31 protein-coding genes are annotated in these 25,484 nt (G+C 67.4%); 18 read left to right on the top strand and 13 right to left on the bottom strand.

Annotated elements, in window-relative coordinates; all coding sequences use genetic code 11:
- Positions 1 to 22: 22 nt before the first annotated feature.
- Genes ELY12_RS09170 through ELY12_RS09160 form a run of 3 tightly spaced genes read right to left on the bottom strand, consistent with a single transcriptional unit; the run spans position 23 to position 2,516 of the window.
- Positions 23 to 355, bottom strand: coding sequence for a 2Fe-2S iron-sulfur cluster-binding protein (locus ELY12_RS09170; RefSeq protein WP_126176389.1), 333 nt, complete (start codon positions 353 to 355; stop codon positions 23 to 25).
- Positions 352 to 1,422 carry a cysteine desulfurase family protein gene (locus ELY12_RS09165; RefSeq protein ID WP_126176388.1) on the bottom strand — a complete coding sequence of 357 codons (1,071 nt, stop codon included), beginning with the start codon at positions 1,420 to 1,422 and terminating at the stop codon, positions 352 to 354. Before ELY12_RS09165 ends, ELY12_RS09170 begins: the two co-directional genes overlap by 4 nt.
- Positions 1,419 to 2,516, bottom strand: a complete 1,098-nt coding sequence (locus ELY12_RS09160; RefSeq protein ID WP_126176387.1) for a cysteine desulfurase family protein — start codon at positions 2,514 to 2,516, stop codon at positions 1,419 to 1,421. Before ELY12_RS09160 ends, ELY12_RS09165 begins: the two co-directional genes overlap by 4 nt.
- A 90-nt stretch (positions 2,517 to 2,606) precedes the next feature.
- Here ELY12_RS09160 and ELY12_RS09155 point away from each other — a divergent pair, with 90 nt between their 5' ends.
- Together ELY12_RS09155 and ELY12_RS09150 are read left to right on the top strand one after the other, a co-directional pair.
- Positions 2,607 to 3,263 (top strand): alpha/beta hydrolase, encoded by a 657-nt coding sequence (locus ELY12_RS09155; RefSeq protein WP_126176386.1) that lies wholly within the window; start codon positions 2,607 to 2,609, stop codon positions 3,261 to 3,263.
- A 115-nt stretch (positions 3,264 to 3,378) separates the two neighbouring features.
- Positions 3,379 to 4,053: a TonB family protein gene (locus ELY12_RS09150; protein ID WP_126176385.1), complete on the top strand. Its 675-nt coding sequence runs from the start codon at positions 3,379 to 3,381 to the stop codon at positions 4,051 to 4,053.
- Between the two features lie 3 nt (positions 4,054 to 4,056).
- Here ELY12_RS09150 and ELY12_RS09145 read toward each other — a convergent pair whose 3' ends face one another.
- The gene (locus tag ELY12_RS09145) at positions 4,057 to 4,320 is read right to left on the bottom strand and encodes a hypothetical protein (RefSeq protein ID WP_241229799.1); all 264 of its coding nucleotides are present in this window, start codon (positions 4,318 to 4,320) and stop codon (positions 4,057 to 4,059) included.
- Here ELY12_RS09145 and ELY12_RS09140 point away from each other — a divergent pair.
- From ELY12_RS09140 to ELY12_RS09130, 3 genes are all read left to right on the top strand, one after another.
- Positions 4,319 to 4,789 (top strand): DUF3597 domain-containing protein, encoded by a 471-nt coding sequence (locus tag ELY12_RS09140; protein WP_241229798.1) that lies wholly within the window; start codon positions 4,319 to 4,321, stop codon positions 4,787 to 4,789. The genes ELY12_RS09145 and ELY12_RS09140 overlap by 2 nt on opposite strands.
- 46 nt (positions 4,790 to 4,835) lie before the next feature.
- On the top strand, positions 4,836 to 6,665 hold the full coding sequence (locus ELY12_RS09135; RefSeq protein WP_126176384.1) for a DUF885 domain-containing protein: 1,830 nt from the start codon (positions 4,836 to 4,838) through the stop codon (positions 6,663 to 6,665).
- Between the two features lie 61 nt (positions 6,666 to 6,726).
- Positions 6,727 to 8,394, top strand: a complete 1,668-nt coding sequence (locus ELY12_RS09130) for an FAD-dependent oxidoreductase (RefSeq protein WP_126176383.1) — start codon at positions 6,727 to 6,729, stop codon at positions 8,392 to 8,394.
- Here ELY12_RS09130 and ELY12_RS09125 read toward each other — a convergent pair.
- The 3 genes from ELY12_RS09125 to ELY12_RS09115 form a co-directional block, all read right to left on the bottom strand.
- Positions 8,391 to 8,885: a DUF937 domain-containing protein gene (locus tag ELY12_RS09125; RefSeq protein WP_126176382.1), complete on the bottom strand. Its 495-nt coding sequence runs from the start codon at positions 8,883 to 8,885 to the stop codon at positions 8,391 to 8,393. The two genes, ELY12_RS09130 and ELY12_RS09125, sit on opposite strands and share 4 nt — an antisense overlap.
- A 4-nt stretch (positions 8,886 to 8,889) precedes the next feature.
- On the bottom strand, positions 8,890 to 9,180 hold the full coding sequence (locus ELY12_RS09120) for a hypothetical protein (RefSeq protein WP_126176381.1): 291 nt from the start codon (positions 9,178 to 9,180) through the stop codon (positions 8,890 to 8,892).
- A gap of 99 nt (positions 9,181 to 9,279) precedes the next feature.
- Positions 9,280 to 10,887, bottom strand: coding sequence for a phosphoenolpyruvate carboxykinase (locus ELY12_RS09115; protein WP_126176380.1), 1,608 nt, complete (start codon positions 10,885 to 10,887; stop codon positions 9,280 to 9,282).
- Positions 10,888 to 11,107: 220 nt separating this feature from the next.
- Here ELY12_RS09115 and ELY12_RS09110 point away from each other — a divergent pair, with 220 nt between their 5' ends.
- The 7 genes from ELY12_RS09110 (at position 11,108) to ELY12_RS09080 (ending at position 16,381) form a co-directional block, all read left to right on the top strand.
- On the top strand, positions 11,108 to 11,860 hold the full coding sequence (locus ELY12_RS09110) for a response regulator transcription factor (protein WP_126176379.1): 753 nt from the start codon (positions 11,108 to 11,110) through the stop codon (positions 11,858 to 11,860).
- Positions 11,853 to 13,415: a sensor histidine kinase gene (locus tag ELY12_RS09105; RefSeq protein WP_126176378.1), complete on the top strand. Its 1,563-nt coding sequence runs from the start codon at positions 11,853 to 11,855 to the stop codon at positions 13,413 to 13,415. Before ELY12_RS09110 ends, ELY12_RS09105 begins: the two co-directional genes overlap by 8 nt.
- Positions 13,416 to 13,435: 20 nt before the next feature.
- A complete protein-coding gene (locus ELY12_RS09100) occupies positions 13,436 to 13,855 on the top strand; it encodes an HPr kinase/phosphorylase (RefSeq protein ID WP_338142060.1) in 420 nt (139 codons plus the stop codon).
- 11 nt (positions 13,856 to 13,866) lie between these two features.
- Complete coding sequence (gene rapZ / locus ELY12_RS09095; RefSeq protein ID WP_126176376.1) at positions 13,867 to 14,787, top strand: RNase adapter RapZ; 921 nt, start codon at positions 13,867 to 13,869, stop codon at positions 14,785 to 14,787.
- Positions 14,788 to 14,866: 79 nt separating this feature from the next.
- A complete protein-coding gene (locus ELY12_RS09090; protein ID WP_126176375.1) occupies positions 14,867 to 15,295 on the top strand; it encodes a PTS sugar transporter subunit IIA in 429 nt (142 codons plus the stop codon).
- Positions 15,292 to 15,570 carry an HPr family phosphocarrier protein gene (locus ELY12_RS09085; protein WP_126176505.1) on the top strand — a complete coding sequence of 93 codons (279 nt, stop codon included), beginning with the start codon at positions 15,292 to 15,294 and terminating at the stop codon, positions 15,568 to 15,570. The genes ELY12_RS09090 and ELY12_RS09085 overlap by 4 nt, the downstream gene beginning before the upstream one ends.
- A 1-nt stretch (position 15,571) precedes the next feature.
- On the top strand, positions 15,572 to 16,381 hold the full coding sequence (locus ELY12_RS09080; protein ID WP_126176374.1) for a TrmH family RNA methyltransferase: 810 nt from the start codon (positions 15,572 to 15,574) through the stop codon (positions 16,379 to 16,381).
- Here the strand turns inward: ELY12_RS09080 and ELY12_RS09075 are convergent.
- On the bottom strand, positions 16,378 to 17,097 hold the full coding sequence (locus tag ELY12_RS09075; protein ID WP_126176373.1) for a hypothetical protein: 720 nt from the start codon (positions 17,095 to 17,097) through the stop codon (positions 16,378 to 16,380). The two genes, ELY12_RS09080 and ELY12_RS09075, sit on opposite strands and share 4 nt — an antisense overlap.
- Positions 17,098 to 17,134: 37 nt before the next feature.
- Positions 17,135 to 18,514, bottom strand: coding sequence for a DNA recombination protein RmuC (locus ELY12_RS09070; RefSeq protein WP_126176372.1), 1,380 nt, complete (start codon positions 18,512 to 18,514; stop codon positions 17,135 to 17,137).
- 92 nt (positions 18,515 to 18,606) lie between these two features.
- Here ELY12_RS09070 and ELY12_RS09065 point away from each other — a divergent pair, with 92 nt between their 5' ends.
- Both ELY12_RS09065 and ELY12_RS09060 read left to right on the top strand, forming a co-directional pair.
- The gene (locus tag ELY12_RS09065) at positions 18,607 to 19,047 is read left to right on the top strand and encodes a four-helix bundle copper-binding protein (protein ID WP_126176371.1); all 441 of its coding nucleotides are present in this window, start codon (positions 18,607 to 18,609) and stop codon (positions 19,045 to 19,047) included.
- Positions 19,044 to 19,286 carry a DUF6582 domain-containing protein gene (locus ELY12_RS09060; protein WP_126176370.1) on the top strand — a complete coding sequence of 81 codons (243 nt, stop codon included), beginning with the start codon at positions 19,044 to 19,046 and terminating at the stop codon, positions 19,284 to 19,286. The genes ELY12_RS09065 and ELY12_RS09060 overlap by 4 nt, the downstream gene beginning before the upstream one ends.
- Positions 19,287 to 19,293: 7 nt before the next feature.
- Here ELY12_RS09060 and ELY12_RS09055 read toward each other — a convergent pair whose 3' ends face one another.
- Both ELY12_RS09055 and def read right to left on the bottom strand, forming a co-directional pair.
- Complete coding sequence (locus ELY12_RS09055) at positions 19,294 to 19,923, bottom strand: SOS response-associated peptidase (RefSeq protein WP_126176369.1); 630 nt, start codon at positions 19,921 to 19,923, stop codon at positions 19,294 to 19,296.
- Between the two features lie 20 nt (positions 19,924 to 19,943).
- Complete coding sequence (gene def, locus ELY12_RS09050; RefSeq protein WP_126176368.1) at positions 19,944 to 20,510, bottom strand: peptide deformylase; 567 nt, start codon at positions 20,508 to 20,510, stop codon at positions 19,944 to 19,946.
- A gap of 106 nt (positions 20,511 to 20,616) precedes the next feature.
- Between def and ELY12_RS09045 the strand changes: the two genes are divergently transcribed.
- Entirely contained in the window at positions 20,617 to 21,000 is a 384-nt protein-coding gene (locus ELY12_RS09045; protein ID WP_164549465.1) for a nuclear transport factor 2 family protein, read from the top strand.
- Here ELY12_RS09045 and recR read toward each other — a convergent pair.
- Positions 20,997 to 21,593 (bottom strand): recombination mediator RecR, encoded by a 597-nt coding sequence (gene recR, locus ELY12_RS09040; RefSeq protein ID WP_126176366.1) that lies wholly within the window; start codon positions 21,591 to 21,593, stop codon positions 20,997 to 20,999. The genes ELY12_RS09045 and recR overlap by 4 nt on opposite strands.
- A gap of 53 nt (positions 21,594 to 21,646) precedes the next feature.
- On the opposite strand from recR, the gene fmt reads away from it, so the two are divergent.
- Genes fmt through ELY12_RS09025 form a run of 3 tightly spaced genes read left to right on the top strand, consistent with a single transcriptional unit; the run spans position 21,647 to position 24,467 of the window.
- Entirely contained in the window at positions 21,647 to 22,552 is a 906-nt protein-coding gene (gene fmt, locus ELY12_RS09035; RefSeq protein WP_126176365.1) for a methionyl-tRNA formyltransferase, read from the top strand.
- On the top strand, positions 22,549 to 23,298 hold the full coding sequence (gene truA, locus ELY12_RS09030) for a tRNA pseudouridine(38-40) synthase TruA (protein WP_126176364.1): 750 nt from the start codon (positions 22,549 to 22,551) through the stop codon (positions 23,296 to 23,298). Before fmt ends, truA begins: the two co-directional genes overlap by 4 nt.
- A gap of 56 nt (positions 23,299 to 23,354) precedes the next feature.
- Positions 23,355 to 24,467, top strand: a complete 1,113-nt coding sequence (locus tag ELY12_RS09025; RefSeq protein ID WP_126176363.1) for a zinc-binding dehydrogenase — start codon at positions 23,355 to 23,357, stop codon at positions 24,465 to 24,467.
- Between the two features lie 4 nt (positions 24,468 to 24,471).
- Here the strand turns inward: ELY12_RS09025 and ELY12_RS09020 are convergent, their stop codons facing one another.
- Positions 24,472 to 25,446: an asparaginase gene (locus ELY12_RS09020; protein ID WP_126176362.1), complete on the bottom strand. Its 975-nt coding sequence runs from the start codon at positions 25,444 to 25,446 to the stop codon at positions 24,472 to 24,474.
- Positions 25,447 to 25,484 lie beyond the last annotated feature (38 nt).

Below are 25,484 nucleotides of genomic sequence, written 5' to 3'. Positions count from 1 at the left end.
CGGGTGCGCGCGGCCTGAGGCGTCAGAACCGCCGCATGTCGCGCGCTTCCGCCGGCACGCGCACGGCAAGGCCGTCGAGGTCCGGGGTCAGCTCTATCTGGCACGACAGGCGGCTGGTACGCACCGCCCCGGCGGCGAGGTCGAGCATGTCCTCTTCCTCCTCGCTCGCGGGCGGGAGGCGGTCGAACCATTCGGCGGCGACGATCACGTGGCAGGTCGAGCACGCCATCTGTCCCTCGCAGGTGCCCTCCAGCGGCAAGCCCGCCGCTTGGCCCACGCGCAGGAGGTTGTCGCCTTGCTCGGCGTTCACCTCGATCCGCTCGCCGCCGGGCGCGGTGAATGTGACCGCGATCATTGCGCGTCCGCCGCGGCGTTGATGAGGGCGGCGGCCTGCTCGATCTCGGCCAGCGTGGTGTAGCGGCCGAAGCCCAGGCGGATCGAGCTTTTCGCCTGCGCGTCGCTGAGGCCGATCGCCTTCAGCACATGGCTCGGCCGGCCCGACCCACTCGCGCAGGCAGATCCGGCGGAGAACATCACCTCCCGGCAGTCGCTCATCAGCCGTGCGACATCGAGGCCCTCGCGCCGGATATTGAGGTTGCCGTGCCAGCGCGCCTCGGCGCTGCCATTGAGCTCCCAGTGTTCGAACAGTGTTCGGGCGCGGTTCCACAGTGTTCGGATGTGTTCGGCGTCCCGCTCAAGCGCTTCATTCGCAAGCGCAGCGGCCGCGCCCATCCCCGCGATCAGCGCGGGGCTGAGCGTGCCTGAGCGCACCCCGAACTCCTGCCCGCCGCCGGTTTGCACCTCGGCAAGCTCGACTCCATCCCGAACCCATAGCGCGCCGATCCCTTTGGGCCCATGAAACTTGTGCGCGCTAATGGCGATGAAATCGGCCTCCGCGACCGTGATCTTGCCGAACGCCTGCACCGCGTCGCACAAGTACAGCGCATTGTTTTGTTTCGCCTTTTGCGACCACTCCGCGACTGGCTGGATGGTGCCGATCTCGTTGTTGACCTGCATGACGCAGACCAGGCGGGTGTCGTCGGCCAAGGCCTGATCGGCGCGGCATATCCCCTCGGAGTCAACCGCCAACTCGTGCGCCCGCCCCATGCTCTTGGCGGTGTCGAGCACCGCCGCATGCTCAATCCCCGACACCGCGACGGTCCCGCCTAAGCCACTGCCACGAATGGCTAAATTGATCGCTTCGGTCGCGCCCGAGGTAAAGATCACCCGCCCGCCCGGCGGCAGCAGCGCCGCAACCTGCTCGCGCGCCAACTCGATCGCGGCGCGCGCCATCCGCCCCATCCGGTGCGGCGAGTGCGGATTGCCGAATCCGTCGCTCTCCGGCCCGCCGAGCCAGCGCAGCATCGCCTCGCGCGCCTCGGGCGCAAGCGGGGTTGTCGCCTGGTAGTCGAGATAGATCACGCTGCTTGCCGTGCCATGGCGAGCCAGGTTTCGCAAAACCGCTCGACGTCCGCGCGAGTGGTGGTCCAGCCGAAGCTGACCCGGATCGTGCGGTCGGCGATCTCGTCCGGCACGCCCATCGCGGTGAGCACATGGCTGCGTTTCATCGTGCCAGATGAGCAGGCCGAACCCTGGCTGATCGCGATGCCCTGCGCATCGAACCGCATCAGCTGCGCTTGCGCGGACAGGCCGGGCATGGCGATGGCGCGGATGTAGGGCGTGGGGTCGGACAGCCGATCGGACAGCCACTCGCCGCCGAGCGCGCGGACTTCGCTCGCAAACGCATCGAGCGGTTCGAGCACCTCGGGCGCGATGTACGGTTCGGCGCATGCCTCCAACGCCGCGATCATGCCGAGCACGCCCGGCAGGTTTTCGGTACCCCGTCGGTAGCCGCGCTCCTGTCCTCCGCTCGCCTTGAGCATGGCGAAGTTCTTCACCAGCAGCGCGCCCACCCCCACCGGTCCGCCGAATTTGTGCGCGGAGACGATGGCGATATCGGCGATCTGCGGAAGGGGAAACTTGCCGGCGCTCTGCGCGCAATCGACGAGCAGCGCGGCCCCGTGATCGTGGGTCAATTCCCCAGCGAAGCCGATATTCTGGCGATTGCCCGTTTCCGAGTTGACGTGCTGCACCGCGACCACCCGATAGGTGTTGGATCCTTCGGCGAGCCCCTGAAGCGACTCGTTTTCGCCCAGCGCGACGAGGTTGATGGCGCCGTCCGGCAGCACAGGAATGCGGTGGTCTGACCACACCTGGCTGAGGACCGCATCGTGCTCCACCGCGCTTGCGATCTCGGACATGTAGGTGTCCGCCGCGAAACCTATCTCTGCCGCTTCGCTCGCGCCGGAGGTGAAGATCACCTCCCCTTCCCACCCGAGCGCCGCCTTCATTCGCTCGCGCGCGTCTTCCAGCGCTGCTCTCGCTCGCCTTCCCTCGGCGTGCGGGCTGCTGGGGTTGGCCCACATGGCGAACCCCTCCTCCATCGCAGCGCGTGCTTCGGGGCGCAGCGGAGTGGTGGCGGCGTGGTCGAGGTAGATGCGGGAGGATTTCGTCACGATTGCGATTTTCGCCTTCGCGCCTATATAGCCGCCCACCCGCGAGGCGCCACCCGCGCTCTAACGCGTTCCAGTTCAAGCAGGTTCACGATGCCCCAAGTGATTTTCCCCGGTCCCGAAGGCCGCCTTGAAGGCCGCTACAGCCCCGGGCCGCGCGCCCGCGCGCCGGTGGCGATGATCCTCCACCCGCACCCGCACGGCGGCGGGACGATGAACGACCGGATGGTCCAGCGTCTCTACAAGACCTTCGTCGACCGCGGGTTCGCGACGCTGCGCTTCAACTTCCGCGGCGTCGGCCGCAGCCAGGGCAGCTTCGACAACGGCGTGGGCGAACTCTCCGACGCCGCGAGCGCGCTCGATTGGGTGCAGTCGATCCACCCCGAGGCGCAGACGACCTGGGTCGCCGGCGTCAGCTTCGGCGCGCTGATCGGCATGCAGCTGCTCATGCGGCGGCCCGAAGTGCGCGGGTTCATCTCGGTCTCCGCGCCCGCCAACATGTACGACTTCAGCTTCCTCGCCCCGTGTCCGGCGAGCGGCATCTTCGTCCACGGTGCGGCCGACACGGTGGTACAGCCGAGCTCGGTCGGCAAGCTGGTCGAGAAGCTGCGCACGCAGAAGCACATCACGATCCACCACGACGAGATCCCGCGGGCGAACCACTTCTTCGAGAACGAGCTCGAGGACATGATGAAGTCGGTCGACAACTACCTCGACTTCCGCCTCTCCCCCGACTGCCCGATCCGCTGATACCGGCCATTCGGTAGCGCGATGCAACGCGAAAGCGCTTCGGCGACTCAAGATATGATGTAACATTGCTCGTCCGACGCCGACTCCAGATCGGCGCGAGAACAGGAGCGATGCGATGGCATACTTGCAGCAGAACACCTGGCGCGATCGCCCGGGCGCGGTCGCCGCGGTGATCGTGATCCACGGGCTGATCGGTTACGCGTTGGTCACGGGGCTTAAGGGCACAGCGATCCTGACGGAGAAGGACCCTTTCGAAGGCTACGAGGTGCAGGTCCCGATCGATCCCCCGCCGCCGCCCAAGCCCGAAACAAAGGCTGAGGTGGACCCGAAATTGTCACAGCCCAAGGTCAACGCACCTATGCCGCCGATCGATCTGGGGCCGCAACGCCCCCCGATCGACGCCACCGATGTGATCATCCCGCAATTCGACCCGATCCCGAAGCCGCTGCCGTCCGGGACGCCCGGACCGATGACGACCCCCTCCCCGAAATTCAGCCCGGTCTCCGCGCGCCCGCGCAACAATCCGGGAAGCTGGGTGACCACGGCCGACTACCGCTCGAGCTGGATCAACCGCGAGATGATCGGCACCGCGCGCTTCCGGTTGGAGATCGCGGCGGACGGCAAGGTGCAGAATTGCACGATCACCGGGTCGAGCGGGTATTCCGAGCTCGACGAGGCGACCTGCGACCTCGTCACCCGCCGCGCCCGCTTCGACGCCGCCAAGGATGAAACCGGCGCGCGCACCAGCGGCAGCTACTCCAGCTCGGTACGGTGGGAGCTGCCTGAGTAAGCGCTACCGCTCGCCGATCTGCGACACCGGCGAGCGGCCATTCCCATCAGGCACGGTCCAGATCGCAAGATTGACCAGCGCGATCGCCGCCAGCGCCAGCATCAGCAGCGCCTGGCGGCGCATCCCGGGCTTGCGCCACAAATAGATCGCCCCGCCGGTGAGAGCGAACGCGGCGAGCACCAGGATCGAGAGCACGGTAGGCAGCATCGGGCGTGCGATAACCGATGCCGCGCCGGCGGAACAGCCCGCCGCGCGGCGGGTTTTCATGGCATCATCCGCCGGACGGTCCGGCGCACAAGAGAAAGCCACCGTCATGAGCATTTTCGGCAAGATCAGGGACGCCATCTTCGGCAAGGCGCACGCCGCGCCCGCCCCCGCTCCTACGGTCGATACGACCCAATCGCCCGGCACCGCCGCGCCGAACCCGGCGACGGCTCCGGGCACCAGCGGAGAAAGCTACGGCCGCGGCGGCGGCGGCGCGGCGCCTTTGATCGACATGGAGAACCACCTCGATTCGATGCCCGGCGCCGACCACCTCAACTGGCGCACCTCGATCGTCGACCTGATGAAGCTGGTCGGCATCGATAGCGACTACGATTCGCGCAAGGCGCTCGCCGAAGAGATGGGCCGCACCGATTACACCGGCAGCGCCGCGGACAACGTCTGGCTGCACCAGCAGGTGATGGATGGTCTGCGCACCCATGGCGGCAACGTGCCGAGCGAATTCACCGACTGATGCCAGCGGTTTGACAGCCGGTGCGCGCGCTTGCACACCGGCCGCCATGTTCTCCTCCCCCCTCGAACTCTCGCGCCGCCAAGCTCTTGCCGGTCTTGGCGGCGTTTCCCTGCTCGCCCTCAGCGGGTGCAAGACGATGGCCGGCGCGCCGGCGATGACGCCGCAAGCGCTGCTCGACGACATCGCGTGGAACCTGCTGCAACATCAGCCCGAGGGCGCGACCTCGCTCGGCATCGATACCGATGAGCACGCTGGCCTGCGCAGCAAGCTGACCGATCGCTCGGCGGCGGGCCAGGCGGCTCTGGCGGCCACTTTGCGCAGCGACCTGGCGCGGGCGCGCGCCGTCGATCTCGCCAGCCTCGACCCGGCGACCCGCACCAGCTTCGAAGTGGTCGAGAGCGCCTACGCCACCGCGCTCGACGGGTTTGCCCTCCCCTACGGCGACGTCGCGGTCGGCAGCTGGCGTAACTCGCCTTACGTGGTGATCCAGAACGTCGGCGCGTACCTCGACCTGCCGCGCTTCCTCGGCTCCGAGCATCCGGTGCGCGATGCCGCCGATGCCGAGGCCTATCTCGCGCGGCTGGCGCAGGTACCCGCGGTGCTCGACGGTGAGCTCGGCCGCATTCGCGATGCGCGGGGCAAGGGGCTGGTTCCGCCCGGTTTCCTGCTCGACAAGGCGATCACCGCGATGACCGCCTCGATCGCCGATGCGCGCAGCGGCGGGGCGTATGTGGAGGGCCTGACCAGCCGGACCGCATCGATCCCGGGCGATTGGGGCAACCGCGCCAAGGCAATCGTCACCGGCCCGATCGTCGCAGCACTCGAACGCCAGCTTGCCGAGCTCAAGACCGAGCGCGGCCTCGCCGACAACGACCCCGGCATGTGGAGCCAGCCGCGCGGCGACGAATATTACGCCTGGGCGCTGCGTGCGAGCACGACCACCCGCCTGACACCTGACGAAATCCACCAGATCGGCCTCACTCAGCTCGACGAGATCCACGCGCGGATGGATACGATCCTGCAGGATTTGGGCTACAAGTCCGGCCCGGTCGGCCAGCGGATGCAGAAGCTGGCCGAGGACAAGCGCTTCCAGTTCCCCGAGGGCGATCCCGGCCGCGCGGCGATCATCAAGTTCATGAACGACCGGATCGACTGGATCAAAGCGCAGATGCCGCGTGCGTTCAACACGGTGGTCGACCCCAATCTCGAAGTTCGCCGCCTGCCGCCCGCCGAGGAGCCCGGCGCGCCCGGCGCCTATGGCGGGGCGGGATCCAAGGACGGCAAGATTCCGGGCAAGGTGTGGCTCAACTTGCGCGCCACCGACATGCACCGGACCTACACGCTGCCGACTCTGGCCCACCACGAGGCGATCCCGGGGCATATCTGGGAGGGTGAGTTCTCGCACTCGCTGCCGCTGATCCGCTCGATCCTGTCGTTCAACGCGTTCTCGGAAGGCTGGGCGCTCTATGCTGAACAGCTCGCCGACGAACTGGGCGCCTACGACGAACATCCCGAATGGCGCCTCGGCTACCTGCAGGACCAGGCCTTCCGCGCCTGCCGCCTGATCGCCGACACCGGTCTCCACGCCAAGCGCTGGACCCGCGCGCAGGCGGTCAACCTGTTCGTCGAGAAGAACGGCGACAATGCCGAGGACATCGCGAGCGAAGTCGACCGCTATTGCTCATGGCCGGGCCAGGCGTGCGGCTACAAGATCGGCCAGAACGAGATCGTCCGCCAGCGCACCCGCGCGCAAGCCGCGCTGGGCTCGCGCTACGATCTCAAGGCGTTCGACCAGGCGGTGGTCGACGGCGGCAACGTGCCGATGGACGTGTTGGTAAAGACCGTCGACCGCTACATCGCCAACGCTTCCGCCTAGCGCCTTTCGCCTGCGCGAGCGGTGCACTACCTGTCTTGCGACCTAGCAGCGGGAGTGCGCGATGGAATCGTTCGGTGCCGACCTCGAGACGATGCGGCGGCAGCCGCTGTCCGACAAGCACGTCGCCCTGCTCAAGGGGAATGGTGAGGAGCGCGCCTATGACGCAGGCGAGACCGTCTTCGCGGTCGGCGATCCGTGGGACCGCTTCGTTTACCTGATCGATGGCGAGATCGAGATCGTCGATCCATTCAGCGGCGAACGGCTGCTCAATTCCACGCTCGGGCCGACGCAATTCGCCGGTGAGATCGGCTTCCTCAACGGCGGCGCCGTGATGGTGCCGATGCGGGCGGCGGTGGCAACGCGCACCATCGAGGTCGAGCGACTCCGCATGCTGGACCTGATGGCGGAGGTGCCAGAGTTGTCCGATCACGTCCTCACCGTGTTTTCGGCGCGGCGCCAGCGGACGTTCGATGTCGGCGCGGGCGGGATCAAGCTGATCGGCGCCGACCGCGATCCGCAGGTGCAGGCATGCGAGCGGTTCCTCTCACGCAACCGGATTCCCTTCCAGAGCATCGACCTCGACGGGCACGACGCTGAGGCTGTCGCGACCTGCCAGCTCACCGGGCACACGCCCGGCGTAGTGCTGGGCAAGAACCGCACGTTGATTCATCCCACCCCACTGGAACTGGCGCGCGAGCTGCGGCTCGACCTCGATGTCTGCCGGGAGACGTTTTACGACCTCGTCATCGTCGGCGGCGGGCCGGCCGGAGTGGCGGCCTCGGTCTATGCGGGCAGCGAGGGCCTGTGCGCGCTGACGATCGAGGATACCGCGATCGGCGGGCAGGCGGGCACCAGTAGCCGGATCGAAAACTATCTCGGCTTCCCCACCGGCATCTCCGGCACCGACCTCGTTTTCCGCGGGCAGGTGCAGGCGATGAAATTCGGCACCCGCTTCGCCATGCCGCGCCGGGTCGAGCACCTTGCCCAGCGCGAAGACGGCGCGTTCTGCGTGACGCTGAACGAGGGCGATACCTTATGTGCCCGCGCGGTGCTGGTGGCGACCGGGGTGCAGTACCGGCGATTGCCGCTCGACCGTCTGCAGGAGTTCGAGGGCGCGGGCGTGTTCTACGCCGCGACCGACATGGAATCGCGCTTCTGCCGCAATACCGAAGCGGTGGTGATCGGCGGCGGCAATTCGGCTGGTCAGGCGGCGATGTATTTGAGCCGCACGGCCAAGCATGTGCACGTGGTGGTGCGCGGGACGACACTGGCGGACTCGATGTCCGATTACCTGTCGCGCCGCCTGGAGGCCGATCCGGCGATTACCATCCACTACGAGACCGAAGTTACGTGCCTCGCCGGGGACGGCCACCTCGACTCGCTCACCCTCACCTCGCCCGCCGGAGACCAGGCGATCGGGTGCCGCGCGCTGTTCGTGATGATCGGGGCGGCGCCCAACACCGGGTGGCTCTCCGGCCTTGCCGAGACCGACGCCAAGGGGTTCGTGCTGACCGGCGCGGATGCGGGCCGCGCGCAGCCCTACGAAACCTCGTGCGACGGCATCTTCGCGGTCGGCGATGTGCGCGCCGGCTCGGTCAAGCGCGTGGCGAGCGCGGTCGGCGAAGGCTCAGTCGTCGTCAGTCGGATCTGGGACCATGTCGAGACCCAGCGCCGCGCGACGCCGCTGTCACACGAAGCTGTCTCGGGCGGCGAGAGCGTCGCCGCCTAGCGGCGCAGCATTCCGGTCACGACCTGGCCGAGGATGCCGCCGAGCATACCCCCACCCGCGCCCGGCTTGCCGCGGGTCATGTAGCCGATCACCGCCATCGCGAGGATCGGCAGCATCTTCTTGAGCAGGTCCTGGCTGATCCCTGTCGAACCGGATGCGGCTTCCGCAACCCCGCGGCTGACATCCTTGGTGCCGAAGATCTGGCCGAGGATGTCGTTGCCTGGCTTGGTCGGCGTGGGATCGGCGTGGAGCACCTGGTCGAGCAAGCCGCCCCCACTGCCGCCGAGCACGCCGCCCAGCACATCGGCGAGGCCGCCACCGCTGGAACCGGCGCGCGAGCCGCCGGCACCGACCTGGTTGCGCCCGAGGCCGGCGACGATCGCGGGCAGCAATGCGCCGGCGGCCTTCTGGGCGGTCGGCTCGTCTACGCCCAGTTCGCGCGCCATCGATCCGATCGCGCCGGATTGCTGCAGACCCTCGAGGATGCTCACAGGCTTACTCGAAGTTGTCGAACGGGTTGGCTCCGTCGTCGCGTTCGAGGATCGAATTGAACTGGGTCAGCGAGCCCTCGCCGCCGATCTGGGCGACCATCTGCTGAAGCGTGTCCTGCGACAGCCCCGTGCGCTGCGCCGCCAGGCTGACGGTGTCGCCGTCTTGCTGGTGCGCTTCGGCGAGCGCAGCGATCGCCTGCTCGGCCTGGTCCTGTTCGATGCCGAGCTTGTTGGCGAGGTTCTTGAGTGTCGGGTGATCGTGCGCGTGGCCGAGGATGGCGTCGAAAAGGCCCATGGGATGTCTCCGTCTTTTGAGGGTGCGTCCACCCCCACAACGCAAGGCGCCCGCGCCGGTTTCCCGGGCGGGCGCCGTTACGTTGAACTGTGAGACGCGTCAGGCGGCCTGCAGGCCCGGCGCCGAGTCCTTCACGCCCTGATCGACGTAGGCATCGAACTGGGCGAAGTTATCGACGAACAGCTGCACGAGCTTCTGCGCCGTGCGGTCGTACTCTTCGGGATCGGCCCACGCGGCGCGCGGGTCGAGCAGCTTGGTGTCGACGCCCGGCACCGCCACCGGCACTTCGAAGCCGAAGTTCGGGTCCTTGCGGAACTCGACATCGTTGAGGCTGCCGTCGAGCGCGGCGTTGAGCAGCGCGCGGGTGGCCTTGATCGGCATGCGCTTAATGCCCGGCTCGCTCGCCTTGCCGCCCGACCAGCCGGTGTTGACCAGCCAGCAAGTTGCGCCGCCTTCGGCGATGCGCTTCTTGAGCAGGTTGCCATAGACCGACGGGTGGCGCGGCATAAACGCGGCGCCGAAGCAGGTCGAGAACGTCGCGGTCGGCTCGGTCACGCCGATCTCGGTGCCGGCGACCTTGGCGGTGTAGCCAGAGAGGAAGTGGTACATCGCCTGGTCCGGCGTCAGCCGCGCAATCGGGGGCAGCACGCCGAACGCGTCGGCGGTGAGGAGGATCACGTTCGACGGTGGCGGCCCGAGGTTCTTCTCGCTCGTGTTCGGGATGTACTCGATCGGATAGGCGCCGCGGGTGTTTTCGGTCTTGCTGTCGTCGGTGAAGTCGAGCTCGCGGGTCGCCTCGTCCATGGTCACGTTCTCGAGGATCGTGCCGAACATCTTGGTCGTCGCGTAGATCTCCGGCTCGCCCTCGGCCGAGAGGTTGATCATCTTGGCGTAGCAGCCGCCTTCGAAGTTGAAGATCGCGGTGTCCGACCAGCCGTGCTCGTCGTCGCCGATCAGGGTGCGGCTGGCGTCGGCCGACAGGGTGGTCTTGCCGGTGCCCGAGAGGCCGAAGAAGATCGCACTCTTGCCGTCGGCGCCGATGTTGGCGCTGCAGTGCATCGGCATCACGCCCTGCGCGGGGAGCAGGAAGTTGAGCAAGCCGAACACGCCCTTCTTCATCTCGCCCGAGTACTCGGTGTTGCCGATCAGGATCAGCTTCTCGGTCAGGTTGACCGCAATCACCGTGTCGCTGCGGCTACCGTGACGCGCCGGGTCAGCCTTGAAGCTCGGCAGGTTGATGATCGTGTATTCGGGGGTGAACTCCGCCAGTTCCTCAGCGGTCGGCCGCACCAGCAGCGTGCGGATGAACAGGTTGTGCCAGGCCATCTGGTTGATGACGCGCACGTTCACGCGGTATTCGGGCTGGCTGCCGCCGAACAGGTCAGCGACGTAGAGCTCTTGCTGGCCCTTCAACTCGGCGAGGAAATCGGCCTTGAGGTTCGCCCAATGCTCGGGCGTCATCGGCTGGTTGATCGTGCCCCAGTTGATGGTGTCCTCGGTCACCGCGTCGCGGACGACGAACTTGTCCTTCACGCTGCGGCCGGTGAACTTGCCGGTATCGACCAGCAGCGCGCCGTCCTTGGTCAGGCGGCCTTCGCCCTTCTGCAGCGCATGCTCGACCAGCGCCGGCGTGCCGAGGTTGGCGTAGATCTTGGCGCCGGTGTCGAATCCCTGGGCGGACAGCGGCTGAGCGAGAGAGGAATTCACTTGGGTTATCTCCCTTGAAGCACCCCGCTTTCTCAGCGGAATGTCTTGAATACATGACCGTTTTGCTGCGTGCAGGCGCAAGCGCGGGGGCTCGCCCCGGCGCATAGGCCGGATAGCGATTTTCGTCAAACTTGGTTCCCGCCCGCTGGCCGCTACACATCGCGCTCTGGCACCTGCGGGCTTTGTTGTTTCGCCCGCCCCTTCAGGCTAGTCAGCGGCTATGCAGGAAGAGCAAGCGACAGTCGAAGAACGCGCCGCGGGCGACCGGCGCACGATCGCCCTGGTCGACGACGATCGCAATATCCTCACCACCGTCTCGATCGCGCTGCAGGCGGAAGGGTTCGCGACCCGCGTCTATTCGGACGGCGAGGCGGCGCTGAAGGCGATCTGCGAGAACCCGCCCGACCTCGCGGTGTTCGACATCAAGATGCCCCGGATGGACGGCATCGAACTGCTGCGCCGCGTGCGCGAGCGCTCCGCCCTCCCCGTCATCTTCCTCACCAGCAAGGACGACGAGGGTGACGAGGAATTTGGCTTCGAGGTGGGTGCGGACGACTACATCACCAAGCCCTTCAGCCTGCGCCTGCTGATCGCCCGCATCCGCGCGCTGTTGCGCCGCGTCGGCCTTGGCACGAGCGAGGACACCGCTGCCGGTTCGCCCGAGCCTGGTCCGGTGATCGAACGCGGCCGCCTGCGGATGGACCCGGCCCGGCACCAGGTGATGTGGGAGGAACGGCCGGTCTCGCTCACCGTGACCGAGTTCCTGATCCTCGAAGCGCTCGCCCAACGCCCCGGCGTGATCAAGAGCCGCAACCAGTTGATGGACGCCGCCTATCCCGACGACGTGTTCGTCGACGACCGCACGGTGGACAGCCACATCAAGCGCATCCGGCGCAAGTTCCGCAGCGTCGACCGCAACTTCGGCGCGATCGAGACGCTCTACGGCGCGGGTTACAGTTTCGCCGATGGCTGAAACGTCCGCGCGGGCGCTCGCCTTCGTGCCCGGGCGGCGGCTGTCGCTCACCTCGCGCATCCTGATCATCAACCTGCTGCCGCTGCTGCTGCTGGGCGGCGGGGTGTTTTACCTCGACAGCTACCGCAAACAATTGCTCGACGAGCGCTACAAGCTGGCGCGGGTCGAAGCGCAGATCACCGCCGAGGCGCTCGCCGGCGCCAGCCGCGAGCGGCAGGAAGCGCTGCTGATCCAGATCGGCAAGGAACAGCACATGCGGCTGCGCATGTTCGATGCGCAGGGCCGGCTGTGGGCCGACAGCTTCAAGCTCGACCAGCCGAGCTTCCAGTTCGACACCCCGGGCGACGAGCCGTGGCGCGAGGACCTTGCCCGCTGGCTGGACCGCGCGGTGGACACGGTGGTCGGCGCCGACCCGATCCCCGACTACAACGAACCGACCGCGACCGATGCCGACGCCTGGCCCGAGCTGAAGCGCGCTCGCGAAGAGAACCTGACCCAGATACAGTTGCGCGACGCGCCCGACGGCACCCCGGTGATCAACACCGCCGCCCCGGTTGGCCTGAAGGGCGCGACCCTGCTCACCACCCGCAACGCGGTCGACATCACGCTGGAGGTGCGCGAGGCCCGCGGCACGCTGATCAGCGCGGTGCTGCTGGCGCTGCTGATGAGCACGCTGCTGTCGCTATACATGGCGCGCACCATCGTGCTCCCGCTGCGGATGCTGGCCAACGCGACCAACCGGGTGCGGCAGGGGCGCGACCGGCAGGTCGAGGTGCCCCGCCTGCCCCAACGGCGCGACGAGATCGGCCAGCTCGCCCGCGCGATCTCCGATATGACCGCCGCGCTGCGCCTGCGGATCGACGCCGTGGAGCACTTCGCCGCCGACGTCGCGCATGAGATCAAGAATCCGCTCGCTTCATTGCGCAGTGCGCTCGAATCGCTGACCTCGGTCGAGGACAAGGATCTGCGACGGCAGCTCAACGACATCGCCGCACACGATGTCCGCCGGATCGACCGGCTGGTGAGCGAGATTTCCGAAGCCAGCCGGATCGACGCGGAATTGAGCCGCGCGACCTTCGAGCCGATCGACCTCGTCGCACTGGCGGAGAATATCATCGGCCGGCGCGAGGCGCGCGAGCAGAACGGACGCCACGGCATCGTCTTCACCCGCCCACGCGACAGCGTGAAGGTGATGGGCGTGCCGATCCGGCTCGAGCGGGTGATCGACAACCTGCTCGATAATGCCGTCTCGTTCTCGGCCGAGGACGCGCCGATCCAATTGACCATCGAGCGAATCGACGGGGAGGTCGCGCTGAGCGTGTGTGATCACGGACCCGGCATTCCCGAAGACGCGCGCGAGAAGGTATTCCGGCGGTTCCATTCCGACCGGCCGGCCGACGAAGGGTTCGGACAGCACAGCGGGCTCGGCCTCGCGATCGCCCGCACCATTGCCGAGGCGCACGACGGCGGCCTGTTCGCGAGCGCGCGGCCTGATGGCGACGAAGGTGCCTGCGTCACGCTGACCTTACCCGAGGCAGTCGCGAAAAAGGCATGAGGCTGCGCCAGTCCACCGCGGTGGCGATCGGCGGCCGGGCGCTGCTGATCGAAGGCCCGCCCGGCAGCGGCAAGTCGAGCCTGGCGCTCGCCTTGATCGACCGGGGCGCGACCCTGGTCGGAGATGACGGCATCGCGCTGGAAGAACGCGAGGGGGCGCTTTGGGCCCTTCCAGCCCCCGCAACTGCCGGCTTGATCGAATTGCGCAACGTCGGATTGCTCACGCTCCCGACCACCGCAGCGCCTATCGCGCTCGCGCTCGAATTGCGCGAGGATGCGCCGCGCTTCGTCGAGCAGGCTGGTAGGATCGACATCGCCGGCCATGCGGTCCCTATCCTCGCATTCGACCATCGCGGAGCGGCCAATGCCATCGGCGCGGAGTACGCGCTGGCGCTGCACGGCCTGAACGTGCAAGGTCGGGCCGGGCGCGACGAACTCTGACGATCGGGATCATGACTGCCCAGCCGCCTGCCCCCCGACAACGCGTCGTCCTCGTCACCGGCCTCTCCGGTGCGGGCAAGACCACCGCGTTGAGGGTGCTCGAGGACCTCGGCTGGGAGGCGATCGACAACTTTCCAATCCGCCTGCTCGAACGGCTGGTGGCGGCCGAGACTGCCGGGAGTGAACCACGCCCGCCGCTCGCGATCGGCTTCGATTCGCGCACCCGCGGCTTTGCGCCCAACCAGATCATCGCTCGCTGGAAGAAGCTCGCCGTCCGCCCCGATCTCGAGCTGACCACGCTGTTCCTCGATTGCAGCGGCGCCGAGCTGGAACGGCGCTACAACGAGACACGCCGCCGCCACCCGATGGCGCAGGGGCGGCCGGTGCTCGAAGGGATTCAGGCGGAGCGCGAACTGCTCGAACCGCTGCGCCGCTGGGCAGAGGCGGTGATCGACACCACCGCCCTCACCTCCAGCGACCTTCAGCAGGCGATCCGCGACCGCTTCTCCGATCCCGCCGGCGAAGGCATGACCGTCACCATCTCCAGCTTCGGCTTCGCGCGCGGCATGCCGCCGCTTGCTGATCTGGTGTTCGACATGCGCTTCCTCGACAACCCGCACTGGGATCCGGAACTGCGGCCCCTGACCGGGCTCGACGCCCCCGTCTCCGCGCATATCGTCGCCGATCCGGCGTGGGACGACGCCTTCACCCGCATCCGCGATCTCGTGCTGATGCTGCTCCCGCGCTACGCCGCGCAGGGCAAGACCTACGTCAATCTCGCGTTCGGCTGCACCGGCGGGCGGCACCGCTCGGTCCATACCGCCGAGGCGATGGCCGAGGCCTTGCGCGGCGAGGGATTTTCGCCCACTGTCATTCACCGAAACCTGGGATCGCGGGGCTCGGACCAGCTGGAAGGCTCTCCGCAGACATGACGGTCCTTTCACGAACGGGCGGATTGGGCATGGTGGAGCCTGCCGCTAAGATGACGCGGAACGCGAGCAGCCAACTCACATGATCGGATTGATCCTGGTCACCCACGGCCGACTGGCCGAGGAATTCGTCAGCGCGATGGAACACGTCGTCGGTCCCCAGACCGCGATCGCGACCGTCTGCATCGGCCCCAGCGACGACATGGAACGGCGCCGCAAGGAGATCGCGGCCGCGATCAAGAAGGTCGATTCGGGCGCGGGCGCGATCATTCTGACCGACTTGTTCGGCGGCACCCCGTCGAACCTTGCGATCTCGCTGCTCGATGCCGGACGGGTCGAGGTGATTGCCGGTATCAACCTGCCGATGCTCATCCGCCTCGCCGGCGCGCGCAAGGCGATGAGCGTGACCGATGCGGTCCGCGCCGCGCGCGACGCGGGCAAGAGCTACATCACCGTGGCTTCGGAATTCCTCGGCGCCGCCGGGTGCGAGAAGAAGAAGGCCGCCTCTTGAGCGAGGCGCGGCGCACCTGCACGATCGTCAACCAGCGCGGCCTCCACGCCCGCGCCAGCGCCAAGTTCGTCGGCGCAGTGGCGGCTCTCTCCCCGGGATGCGAGGTCAAGGTGGCGAAGGACGGCAACGAGGCGGGCGGCGGCTCGATCCTCGGCCTGATGATGCTCGGCGCGGCCAAGGGCGATACAGTAGAGGTGATCGTGACCGGAGAAGATGCCGAAACGGTGCTCGCCGAGATGTGCGCCCTGATCGACGACGGCTTCGGCGAGGACTGAAGTGACGCACCCCGGCCGGCGGCAGATCACCGGCTTCTCCAACCCCACCGTCAAGGCGCTGCGGGCCTTACGCGACAAGAAGCACCGCAAGGCCTCGGGCAAGTTCCTCGCCGAGGGCCTGCGCCTGCTGACCGATGCGCGCGAAAGCGGCTACCTCCCCGAAACGCTGGTGATGGCGGAGGGCCGCGACGACCACCCGCTGCTCGCCACGATCGAAGCAGAGGTCTTGGCAAATGGCGGGGAGGTGATCGAGACCAGCGCCGACATCCTGTCCAAGATCACCGGCAAGGAGAACACCCAAGCTGTGGCGGGCGTTTTCGCCGAACACCCCACTGTTCTGGGCCAAATCGAGCGCTTCATTGCACCGATTTGGCTGGTTGCGCAGGCGGTGCGCGACCCCGGCAACCTCGGCACCATGCTGCGCACCTGCGACGCCGTGGGCGCCGGCGGTCTGATCCTGATCGACGACTGCGCCGATCCCTTCTCGGCCGAAGCCGTCCGCGCGAGCATGGGCGCGGTGTTCACCGTGCCGATCGCGCAGGCTCGATGGGAGGAGTTCCTGCCCTGGCTGCGCGAAGGACCGGGGCAGCTGGTGGCGGCCAGCTTGCGCGAGGCGGTGCCCTATCGCGGTGCGCCCTACCAGGCGCCGTGCTTCATCCTCGTCGGCAACGAATCGCGCGGGCTGCCTGAGGAATACGAGGCCGCCTGCGACCTCAGGGTAACAATGCCGATGAAGGGTCGCGCCGACAGCCTCAACGCCGCGGTCGCCGCAGCGGTGCTGGCGTACGAGGTGCTCGCCGAGCTTGGCTAGTCGCCGGCGACCAGGCTGGTGAAGCTCCACTTGCCGTCGCGGCTGGAGGCGATGAGGCGGTAGTCGAGCAGGCTGCGCAGCTTGTCGGTGGCAATGAAGCCGATCGTGCCGTCGCTCGTCTTGACCTGCTGGAACTTGGCGTTGGGCTCGAGCCCGCCGACCAGCGTGACGAGGTCCCACGAGACCTCCTCGGCTTCCGACGCGTTGCCTTGCGCGTCCTTGCGCAGCGGCACGCGCTCACCGGTCACCAGCATGGCGGTGCCGGGATCGGCATCGCCGATGTCCTGCGCGGCGTACCACGGGATGGTGATGCCGCCCTGCTCGTTGACGCCGCAGCCGAGCGCCATCAGCTCGGTCAGCTCGTCCCACAGGTTCTGATTGCCTGCGAGCCGCTTGCGCAGCTCGGCCGCGCCCGAGCCGCCGCCGAAATCAAGCTTCACGTCGGGCGCCGCCAGCGCGGCCAGCTTGGCCGCATCCTTTGCCTTCACCGCAGCGGCGAGCTGGGTGCGGAAATCCTCCGCGCCGGGCTTGTTCTTGCAGTCGTCCTGCGGCGCGTACTTGCCCTGCGCCAGCTTGACCGCCTGCGAGCCGTCGACTTGCTTGACCACCGTATCGGCCGCATTCTTAATAGCGTCCGACGGTGCGTTGTCCTGGCTGCACGCGCCCAGCGCGAGCGCGGCGACGAAGGCGAGCGAAGTTCCGGCAGCAATCCTCATGGCCCTTTGGTAGCGGCCAAGCGTCTGCGCTTTCAACCTAATCTTTGGCAGTCGTTTCGGGCTCGGGCGCGGCAACATACCGCGGCGCGGCTTCGACCAGCGGCACATCCTCGATCTCGCGCTTGCCGATCTCGATGCCCTTGTCGCGCAGGCGCCGGCCTGACGTCAGCACGTTGCGTTCGAAGCTTCCGACGAAATCGTTGTACTTGCGCACCGCCCGGTCAAGCCCAGCACCGACGCCCTTCATGTGCTCGGCCGCAGTTGCCAGCCGGTCGTAGAGTTCGGTCCCCGCCTTGCCGATCTCGACCGCCTCGCGCGCGATCGTGTCCTGCCGCCAGACTTGCGCGACCGTCCGCGCGATCGCGACCAGGTTGGTAGGAGTGGCCAGCAACACTTTGTTGCGGAAAGCAAAGTCCCACAGCTCCGGATCATGCTCCAATGCCGCGGCGACGAAATGCTCGCCGGGCACGAACATCACCACGTAGTCGGGCGCCTCGTCGAACTGGCTCTGGTAGCTTTTTGCGCCGAGCGTCTGCACGTGCCCGCGCATCGACTTGGCGTGCAGGTCGAGATGCCGCCGGCGTTCGTCCTCATCGTCCGCCTCGAACGCCGCCTGGTAGGCGTTGAGCGACACCTTCGCATCGATCACCAGCTTCTTCTGCCCCGGCACGCGGACGATCGCGTCGGGCCGCAGGCGGCCCTCGTCGGTATCCATCGAATGCTCCAGCTCGAAGTCGGTATGCTCGGAGAGGCCGCACTGCTCGAGCACGTTCTGCAGCGCCCGCTCGCCCCACCGCCCGCGCGCCTTGGGCGCATTAGTGAGCGAATTGCCGAGGCGCTGCGCTTCGCGCCGGACCTGCTCCTGGCCCAGCTTCATCGATTCGATCAGGCCCGTGAGCTGGCCAAATGAATCGACCCGCTTGGCTTCCAATGCGGCGACTTGCTCCTCGTAGGATTTGAGCCGCGACCCCACCGGCTCCAGCAAAGCCTTGATCTTCTCTTCGTTCGCCTTCTCCGAATGCCCCAGGCGTTCCGTCGCTGCTGCGAGGAACTTTTCCTGAGCCGCGCCAAGCACTTTCGCCCCGGTGTTCTCAAATTCCTTGAGGAGATTGACCCGCGATTCCTCGAGCAGGCGCTCCTTTTCGGCGAAGCCAGCCTCACGCGCCTTTAGCGCAATATTCTCCTCGCGGGCGGCATCGAGCGCCGCCGCCAGCGCATCGGCGCGGGTCGCCCGTTCGCTCATCGTGGCGAGTTCGGGGACCATCCGCGACAGCTTCTCGTTGAGCGCCTTGCACTCGGTCTCGCTCTCGCCGTGGCGGGTGCGCCAGTCGGCTGCCGGGCGCGAGCCGAAGAACCATCCCGCCACCGCGCCGAGCGCCAGAGCCGCCAAAATCAATAAGATCGCAGTCGTGTCCATCACGGGAACATAGGCGGAACGCGAAATGTAGGAAAGGCAATTTCGGAACAATCCCCGGCGCTCGCGCGCTCCCCCCAGCGAAGGAGAGCGCCATGTCGATCAAGGAAATGATCCGCGAGCACCCGGATGTCGGGAGCGACCATAACGACACCCTCGGCGAAGCGGTCAAGCATGCGATGTACTGCGCGGCGATCTGCAACTCGTGCGCCGACGCCTGCAGTGCCGAAGAAATGGACATGCGCCGCTGCATCCGGCTGTGCATGGACTGCGCCGACGTGTGCACCACCGCCTATCGCGTCGCTACCCGCCGCACCGACGAGAACCGCCAGCTCATCCGCAGCATACTCGCCGTGTGCATCGAAGCGTGCCAGACCTGCGAGGAAGAGTGCCGCCGCCACGATCACGCGCATTGCCGGCGCTGCGCGACGATGTGCCGTGAATGCGCCGACGACTGCCGCCGCGCCCTCGCCGCGCTCAACAACGAAGTGCACTCGGATGGCGAACGCAGCACGTTCGAGCATGGTGCCGCATGAGCAAGCTCTCCGACGACAAGCGAGACGATCTCGACGACGGCAAGTTCGCCTTTCCGAAGGAACGCAAGGAGCCGCTGGAGGACGCCAGCCACGTCCGCAACGCGATCGCGCGGTTCAACCAGGTCAAGGGCGTGAACGACGACGAGCGCGACGCCGCGTGGAAACGGATCAAGGCCGCGGCGAAGAAGTACGATGTCGAGGTGAGCGAAAAGAGCTGGCGCGAGATCGGGAAGGACTGACGCTCCGCTAGAGCAGCGTCTTCTGCGCGCTCTTTGCAGTCCCGGCCCAGCGCTCGTCGGTCCGCTCGACATGCAGCTCCAGGTCACAGGTCCTTGCAAGCGCCAGCGCCTCGTCGGGGGAGCCGTGCTGCCACAAATCCCACTGGTCCGCCGTGAGGATCACCGGCATCCGGTCGTGCACATCGGCCATCTGGCTGCAGGCGTCCGACATCACCATCGTGTAGGCATGGCCCCACTCGGCGGTCGGGCGCCACAGGCCGGCAACCGCGAACAGCTCGTGCCCCGCTAGCTGGTACCAGGTGCGGGTCTTGCTGCCCGGCTCACCCTCGGCTTCGGCCCATTGCGAGACGGGGATCAGGCACCGCCGCTTGACGAAGCTGTCGCGCCAGAAGCCGGTCAGCAGCTTGTCGTCACGCGCGTTGTTGACCGGCTTGGGCTTCAGCGGCTGGCCCTGCTTGCCCTTGAGCACCACCGGAAAGCCCCACGCCATCTGGCGCACGCGGCCTTCCGCCACGACGATGCCCGGATAACCCGGATAGACCTCGTCGCCGAAATTGGCGCCGGCCGCTTCGTTGACCACTTCGAACCAGCCCGCAACCTCGCTGACCGTCTTGGTCATGCGGTAGAGGTTGCACATCGCGGCGCGCGCCTAATGGATCACGCAGCCTTGCGGAGCTTATCGAGCTTCTTGAGCGCCATCTGCCGCTTCAGCCGACTGAGGTGGTCGATGAACAGGATGCCTTCGAGGTGGTCCATCTCGTGCTGGATGCAGGTGGCCATCAGCCCCTCCATCTCTTCCTCCTGGAACTGGCCATCGAGGTCCTGCCAGCGCACCCGGCAGCGCGCCGGGCGGTCTACGTCGGCATAGATCTCGGGGACCGAGAGACAGCCTTCGGAATAGGTCGCAAGCTCTTCCGCGGGCTCCAGAATCTCCGGGTTCACGAACACCCGCGGTTCCTTCTTGGTCGGCTGGTGGTGATGGTGGTGACCGTCGTGATCGCAGGGCTCAGGCTCGGCGTCGGGATCGTCGGGCTGGAGGTCGATCACAAGCAGCCGCTTGGGCACGCCGACCTGGATCGCGGCGAGGCCGATGCCGGGCGCATCATACATCGTTTCGAACATGTCATCGACGAGCGCGCGCAGTTCGTCATCGAACTGCGTCACGGGCTCGGACACGACTTTAAGCCGGGGGTCCGGCACTTCCAGGATCTGACGAATGGCCATGCGCGCCAGATATGCATTTTGCGCCGTAACGGCAAGTGAACGGCGCCCTGCCCTGCGCGGAACTTCACTTAGGTTGGTCCATTGCGAAGAGGCAAGGAGAGACCGGATGACCGACAGCAGCGACACGATCGTCAAGCTCGAAACCGCTTTCTGGCAGTCGATGGTCGACAAGGACGCGGGCAAGGCGATGAAAATGATCGCCGAGGAATGCCTGATCGCCGGTCCGATGGGATCGATGAAGATCGACCCCGAGAAGTATGGCGAGATGACCAAGGCCGGTCAGTGGGCGCTCGACAGCTTCGAGTTTTCCGAGGTGAGCGTGATCTTCCCCAACGAGGATACCGGCGTGATCGCCTACAAGGTCCGCCAGCGCGGCGAGATGAAAGGCGCGCCGATGGACATGACCTGCTCCGACGCGAGCACCTGGGTGCGCGAGGGCCGCGAGTGGAAGTGCGCGCTCCACACCGAGACCATCTTGGAACGGGCTTAGCTTACAGGTCGCCGCGCGCGGAGCGCCTGCGCCAAGGTGCCTTCGTCGAGGTAATCGAGCTCGCCGCCGACCGGGAGGCCGTGGGCGAGCTGGGTGATGCGAACCGGAAGCCCCTCCAGGCGTTCGGCGATGTAGTGCGCTGTGGTCTGGCCCTCGAGCGTGGCGTTCATCGCCAGCACCACCTCGTCGATCCCGCCTTGGCGAACCCGTTCGATCAACGGGCCGATGGTGAGGTCCTCCGGCCGCACACCGTCGAGTGCTGACAGCCGTCCACCGAGAACGTGATAGCGGCCCGTGAACAGCTTCGCCCGGTCGAGCGCCCACAGGTCCGCGACATCCTCGACCACGCACAACGAGCGCTGGTCACGGCGCGGATCGGCGCAGATACCGCACGGGTTCTGGGTGTCGACGTTGCCGCAGACCTGGCACTCGATCAGGCGTTCTTGCACCTCGGTGAGCGCGGCGAGAAGCTGGCGCAGGCCGGTCTCGCGCCGCTTCACCAGCCACAGCACCGCACGCCGCGCGCTCCTCGGACCAAGGCCCGGGAGGCGCGCCAGTGCTGAGCTCAGGGTCTCGATCTCTTGCGATGCCATGGGGCGGGAGATAGGGGCTGGCGCCCTATCGCGAAAGGTTAGCCGGCCCTCTTATGCGCATCGTCTTCATGGGAACGCCGGCCTTCGCGGTGCCGACGCTCGTCGCGCTGATCGAGGCGGGGCACGAGGTGGTCACCGCCTACACCCAGCCGCCGCGGCCGGCGGGGCGCGGGAAGCAGTTGCAGCCGAGCGCGGTGCAGCGGGAAGCCGAGGCTCGGGGCATTCCGGTGCGGTCGCCGGTGTCGCTGCGTAAGCCGGAGGCGCAAGCGGAGTTAGCGGCGCTGGAGGCCGACGTGGCGGTGGTCGCGGCCTATGGTCTGATCCTACCGCGGGCGATCCTCGACGCGCCGAAGCTCGGCTGCCTCAACGTCCACGCCAGCCTGCTGCCCAAGTGGCGCGGGGCGGCGCCGATCCAGCGCGCGATCATGGCGGGCGATGCGGCGACCGGGGTGACGATCATGCAGATGGAAGCGGGCCTCGACACCGGCCCGATGCTCAGCGTTGCGCGCACGCCGATCGAGGACAAGACCGCCGGCGAGCTAACCGAGGAACTGGCCGAAATTGGCGCGCGGCTGATGGTCGAGACACTGCACGACCTCCCCAACCTGCAGGCGGAGCCGCAGGACGATCGCGAAGCGACTCACGCGCCGAAGATCGACAAGGCCGAGGCGCGGATCGACTGGTCGGGCGACGCCGAGGCGATCGAGCGCCAGGTGCGCGGCCTCGCGCCGTTTCCCGGCGCCTGGTTCGAGCTCGACGGCGAGCGGATCAAGGTGCTGCGCGCGGCGGTGGTGTCGCGCGAGGGCAAGCCCGGGCTGACGCTTGACGATGCGCTGACGGTCGCCTGCGGCTACGCTGCACTGCGCCCCTTGCGCATCCAGCGCGCGGGCAAGCCGGCGATGGACGTCGACGCCTTCCTGCGCGGCAAGCCGATCCCGGCGGGGACGCTGATCGGGTGACCCGCTTCGCGTTGACGCTCGAATTCGACGGCACGCCGTTCGCCGGGCTCCAGCGCCAGGCCACCGCGCCGACGGTGCAGGCGGCGGTCGAGGACGCGGTATTCGCGGTCACTGGCGAGCGCGTCACGCTACACGCCGCGGGCCGGACCGACGCCGGCGTCCACGCGCTGGCGATGCGCGCGCATGTCGATGTCGAGAAGAACATCGCGCCGTTCCGGCTGATGGAGGCAGTCAACGCGCACCTCCGCCCCGATCCGATCGCCGTGATCGCGTGCGAGGTGGTGCCGGAGGACTGGCACGCCCGGTTCAGCTGCATCGGCCGCGCTTACGAATACCGCATCGCCAATCGCCGCGCGCCGCTGACGCTGGAGAAGGATCGTGCGTGGCAGATCGGTCCCACCCTCGATGCAGAGGCGATGCACCGCGCCGCGCAGGCGCTGGTGGGCAAGCACGACTTCACCACCTTCCGCTCGGTCCAGTGCCAGGCGGCGAGCCCGGTCAAGACACTCGACCGGCTCGACGTGAGACGCGAGGGCGATCGGGTGATCGTCGAGGCTGCCGCGCGCAGCTTTCTGCATCACCAGGTGCGCAGCATGGTCGGCTGCCTCGCGCTGGTCGGGATGGGCCGCTGGAAGCCGGAGCGGATGGCCGAGGTGCTTGCAGCGCGCGACCGCCAGCAACTCGGTCTCAACGCTCCGCCGCACGGGCTTTACTTCGTGCGCGCCCTCTATCCCGGCGAGGGCTAGCCAATCGCTCCGGGCGCGCCTAGCAAAGTTGCAAACCGAAACTGGGAGACTCAGAAATGGCGACCACCGGCAAGCAGCTTTTCACCACCCTCGCCCCCGACGGCAAGCTGACGGTCGAGGTCGCCGAGAGCCAATTCCCCGATCCGACCGGCAATCAGGTGCTGGTCAAGATGGAAGCCGCGCCGATCAACCCGTCGGACCTCGCGCTCCTGCTCGGTCAGGCCGATCTCGACACCGGCGAATACAGCCCGGGCAAGCTCGTCGCAACGATGCCCGAGCCCTTCCACTCGGCGATGAAGGGCCGCCACGGCCAGCGCTTGCCCGTCGGCAACGAGGGCGCCGGCACGGTCGTGGCGACCGGCGACAGCGACATGGCGAAGGGCCTGATGGGCCAGCGCGTCGCCTGCGTCCCGGGCCACGCCTACTCGCAATACGCCATCGCCGACGCCAGCATGTGCCTTCCCCTCGGCGAGATCAGTTCGGAAGAAGGCGCCAGCGCGTTCGTCAATCCGATGACCGCGCTGGGCTTCGTCGAGAACGCCAAGATGGACGGCCAGAAGGCGATCATCCACGCTGCCGCTGCCTCCAACCTCGGCCAGATGCTGGTCAAGATCTGCCAGGAAGACGGGATCGAGCTGGTGAACATCGTCCGCAAGCCCGAGCAGGAGCAGATACTGCGCGATCTCGGCGCCAAATGGGTGGTGAACTCCTCGGACGGCGACTTCCTCGCCAAGCTGATGGAAGCGATCGACGCGACCGACGCGTATTACGGCTTCGATCCGATCGGCGGCGGGACCACGGTCGACGCCTGCTTCAAGGCGATGGAGCGCGTCGCGGTCGGCAAGATGAAGGACTACAACCGCTACGGCTCGAACCAGCAAAAGCGGATGTTCATCTACGGCCGGCTCGACACCGGACCGACCATCTTGACGCCGAGCTACGGCTTCGGCTGGACGCTGTCGGGCTGGCTGCTCACGCCGTTCCTCGCGCAGGCGGGTGTCGAGACAATGGTCCGCATGCGCCAGCGGGTGCTCGCCGGGCTCAAGGGCACTTTCGCCAGCAGCTACAAGCAGAAGGTGACCCTGGAGCAGATGCTCGAGAAGGACGCTGCGAGCGACTATCGCCAGATGAAGACCGGCGAAAAGTACCTCGTCACGCCGTGGGGCTGAGCACCTAGCGCCGGTCGAATTCCGCCTGCATCGCCGCGGGGTCGCTGATCCCGCTGGCGAGCAGCACCTGCAGCAGGATACGCGCCTTGGCCGGCCCTAGCCCGCGTGCGGCGATGAAGCCGAGCGCATCGTCGTCGACTTCGAGGTTGCGGTCGACCGAACCCTGATCGACCCGGCTCGATCGTACCACCGGCACGCCCGAAGCCGCCAACGCCTCGATCACGGAGGCCGGTGCGTTGCCCTGCCCCAGTCCCGCGAGCACTGACCCTTGCGCTCCTGACAACATGCAAGCGACCTCGCCCTTGTCCATCCCCGCGTAAGCGTAAAGGATGGGCACCTTGGGCAGCGCTGCCGGCCAAGCGAAGCGTGCGGGCCTGCCTGTGCGCTCGGCCGGCCCGAACCAGTCGAGCGAGGTCGGCGTGACGTTCGCGATCGGCCCGCGCGGGAACCCGCGAAACGCCTCCGCGCCGCCCGTCGCCGCCTTGCGCACGTCGATCGCGGCGAACACTTGGTCGCTCATCACCACCAGCACGCCCCGCCCCGCCGCCGCAGGATCGCCCGCGACCCGCACCGCATTGGCGAGATTGCGCATGCCGTCGCTGCCGACCGCATCGGCCGGCCGCATCGCGCCCACCAGCACTACCGGCTTGCCCGCCGACAAGGTCAGGTCGAGCAGGAACGCGGTTTCCTCCGCGGTATCAGTGCCATGCGTGACGATGACGCCATCGACGCCCTCGTCCGTCAGCGCGGCCTCGATCTCGCGGTGCAGCGCGTCCCACTCGCGCCAGCCGATGTCTTGCGACCCGATGGCTGCGATCTCACGCCCCTCGAACGTGGCGGAGAGGCCAAGACCCTTAGCCGCCGCTAGCAAATCGGCCGCGCCGATCTGACCCGGACGATAGCCGCGCTCCAGCGCGGAGCCCGCACTCCCGGCGATAGTGCCGCCGGTGGCGAGAATGCGGAGACGGGGTGGTTGCATGGCCGCGCCCTAGCCGCGATTGACGCCCTGTGAAACCC

Source organism: Tsuneonella rigui (genome assembly GCF_003958625.1).
GTDB classification, from domain to species: domain Bacteria; phylum Pseudomonadota; class Alphaproteobacteria; order Sphingomonadales; family Sphingomonadaceae; genus Tsuneonella; species Tsuneonella rigui.
This window is presented reverse-complemented; position numbering and strand designations above follow the sequence as displayed.

Excerpts from the sequence above, each read along its gene's own strand:
- ELY12_RS09170 (WP_126176389.1), bottom strand. The coding sequence starts at position 355 with ATGATCGCGGTCACATTCACCGCGCCCGGCGGCGAGCGGATCGAGGTG.
- ELY12_RS09155 (WP_126176386.1), top strand. The coding sequence starts at position 2,607 with ATGCCCCAAGTGATTTTCCCCGGTCCCGAAGGCCGCCTTGAAGGCCGC.
- ELY12_RS09150 (WP_126176385.1), top strand. The coding sequence starts at position 3,379 with ATGGCATACTTGCAGCAGAACACCTGGCGCGATCGCCCGGGCGCGGTC.
- ELY12_RS09140 (WP_241229798.1), top strand. The coding sequence starts at position 4,319 with ATGGCATCATCCGCCGGACGGTCCGGCGCACAAGAGAAAGCCACCGTC.
- ELY12_RS09145 (WP_241229799.1), bottom strand. The coding sequence starts at position 4,320 with ATGAAAACCCGCCGCGCGGCGGGCTGTTCCGCCGGCGCGGCATCGGTT.
- ELY12_RS09135 (WP_126176384.1), top strand. The coding sequence starts at position 4,836 with ATGTTCTCCTCCCCCCTCGAACTCTCGCGCCGCCAAGCTCTTGCCGGT.
- ELY12_RS09130 (WP_126176383.1), top strand. The coding sequence starts at position 6,727 with ATGGAATCGTTCGGTGCCGACCTCGAGACGATGCGGCGGCAGCCGCTG.
- ELY12_RS09120 (WP_126176381.1), bottom strand. The coding sequence starts at position 9,180 with ATGGGCCTTTTCGACGCCATCCTCGGCCACGCGCACGATCACCCGACA.
- ELY12_RS09110 (WP_126176379.1), top strand. The coding sequence starts at position 11,108 with ATGCAGGAAGAGCAAGCGACAGTCGAAGAACGCGCCGCGGGCGACCGG.
- ELY12_RS09105 (WP_126176378.1), top strand. The coding sequence starts at position 11,853 with ATGGCTGAAACGTCCGCGCGGGCGCTCGCCTTCGTGCCCGGGCGGCGG.
- rapZ (WP_126176376.1), top strand. The coding sequence starts at position 13,867 with ATGACTGCCCAGCCGCCTGCCCCCCGACAACGCGTCGTCCTCGTCACC.
- ELY12_RS09090 (WP_126176375.1), top strand. The coding sequence starts at position 14,867 with ATGATCGGATTGATCCTGGTCACCCACGGCCGACTGGCCGAGGAATTC.
- ELY12_RS09075 (WP_126176373.1), bottom strand. The coding sequence starts at position 17,097 with ATGAGGATTGCTGCCGGAACTTCGCTCGCCTTCGTCGCCGCGCTCGCG.
- ELY12_RS09070 (WP_126176372.1), bottom strand. The coding sequence starts at position 18,514 with ATGGACACGACTGCGATCTTATTGATTTTGGCGGCTCTGGCGCTCGGC.
- ELY12_RS09065 (WP_126176371.1), top strand. The coding sequence starts at position 18,607 with ATGTCGATCAAGGAAATGATCCGCGAGCACCCGGATGTCGGGAGCGAC.
- ELY12_RS09060 (WP_126176370.1), top strand. The coding sequence starts at position 19,044 with ATGAGCAAGCTCTCCGACGACAAGCGAGACGATCTCGACGACGGCAAG.
- ELY12_RS09055 (WP_126176369.1), bottom strand. The coding sequence starts at position 19,923 with ATGTGCAACCTCTACCGCATGACCAAGACGGTCAGCGAGGTTGCGGGC.
- def (WP_126176368.1), bottom strand. The coding sequence starts at position 20,510 with ATGGCCATTCGTCAGATCCTGGAAGTGCCGGACCCCCGGCTTAAAGTC.
- ELY12_RS09045 (WP_164549465.1), top strand. The coding sequence starts at position 20,617 with ATGACCGACAGCAGCGACACGATCGTCAAGCTCGAAACCGCTTTCTGG.
- recR (WP_126176366.1), bottom strand. The coding sequence starts at position 21,593 with ATGGCATCGCAAGAGATCGAGACCCTGAGCTCAGCACTGGCGCGCCTC.
- fmt (WP_126176365.1), top strand. The coding sequence starts at position 21,647 with ATGCGCATCGTCTTCATGGGAACGCCGGCCTTCGCGGTGCCGACGCTC.
- ELY12_RS09025 (WP_126176363.1), top strand. The coding sequence starts at position 23,355 with ATGGCGACCACCGGCAAGCAGCTTTTCACCACCCTCGCCCCCGACGGC.
- ELY12_RS09020 (WP_126176362.1), bottom strand. The coding sequence starts at position 25,446 with ATGCAACCACCCCGTCTCCGCATTCTCGCCACCGGCGGCACTATCGCC.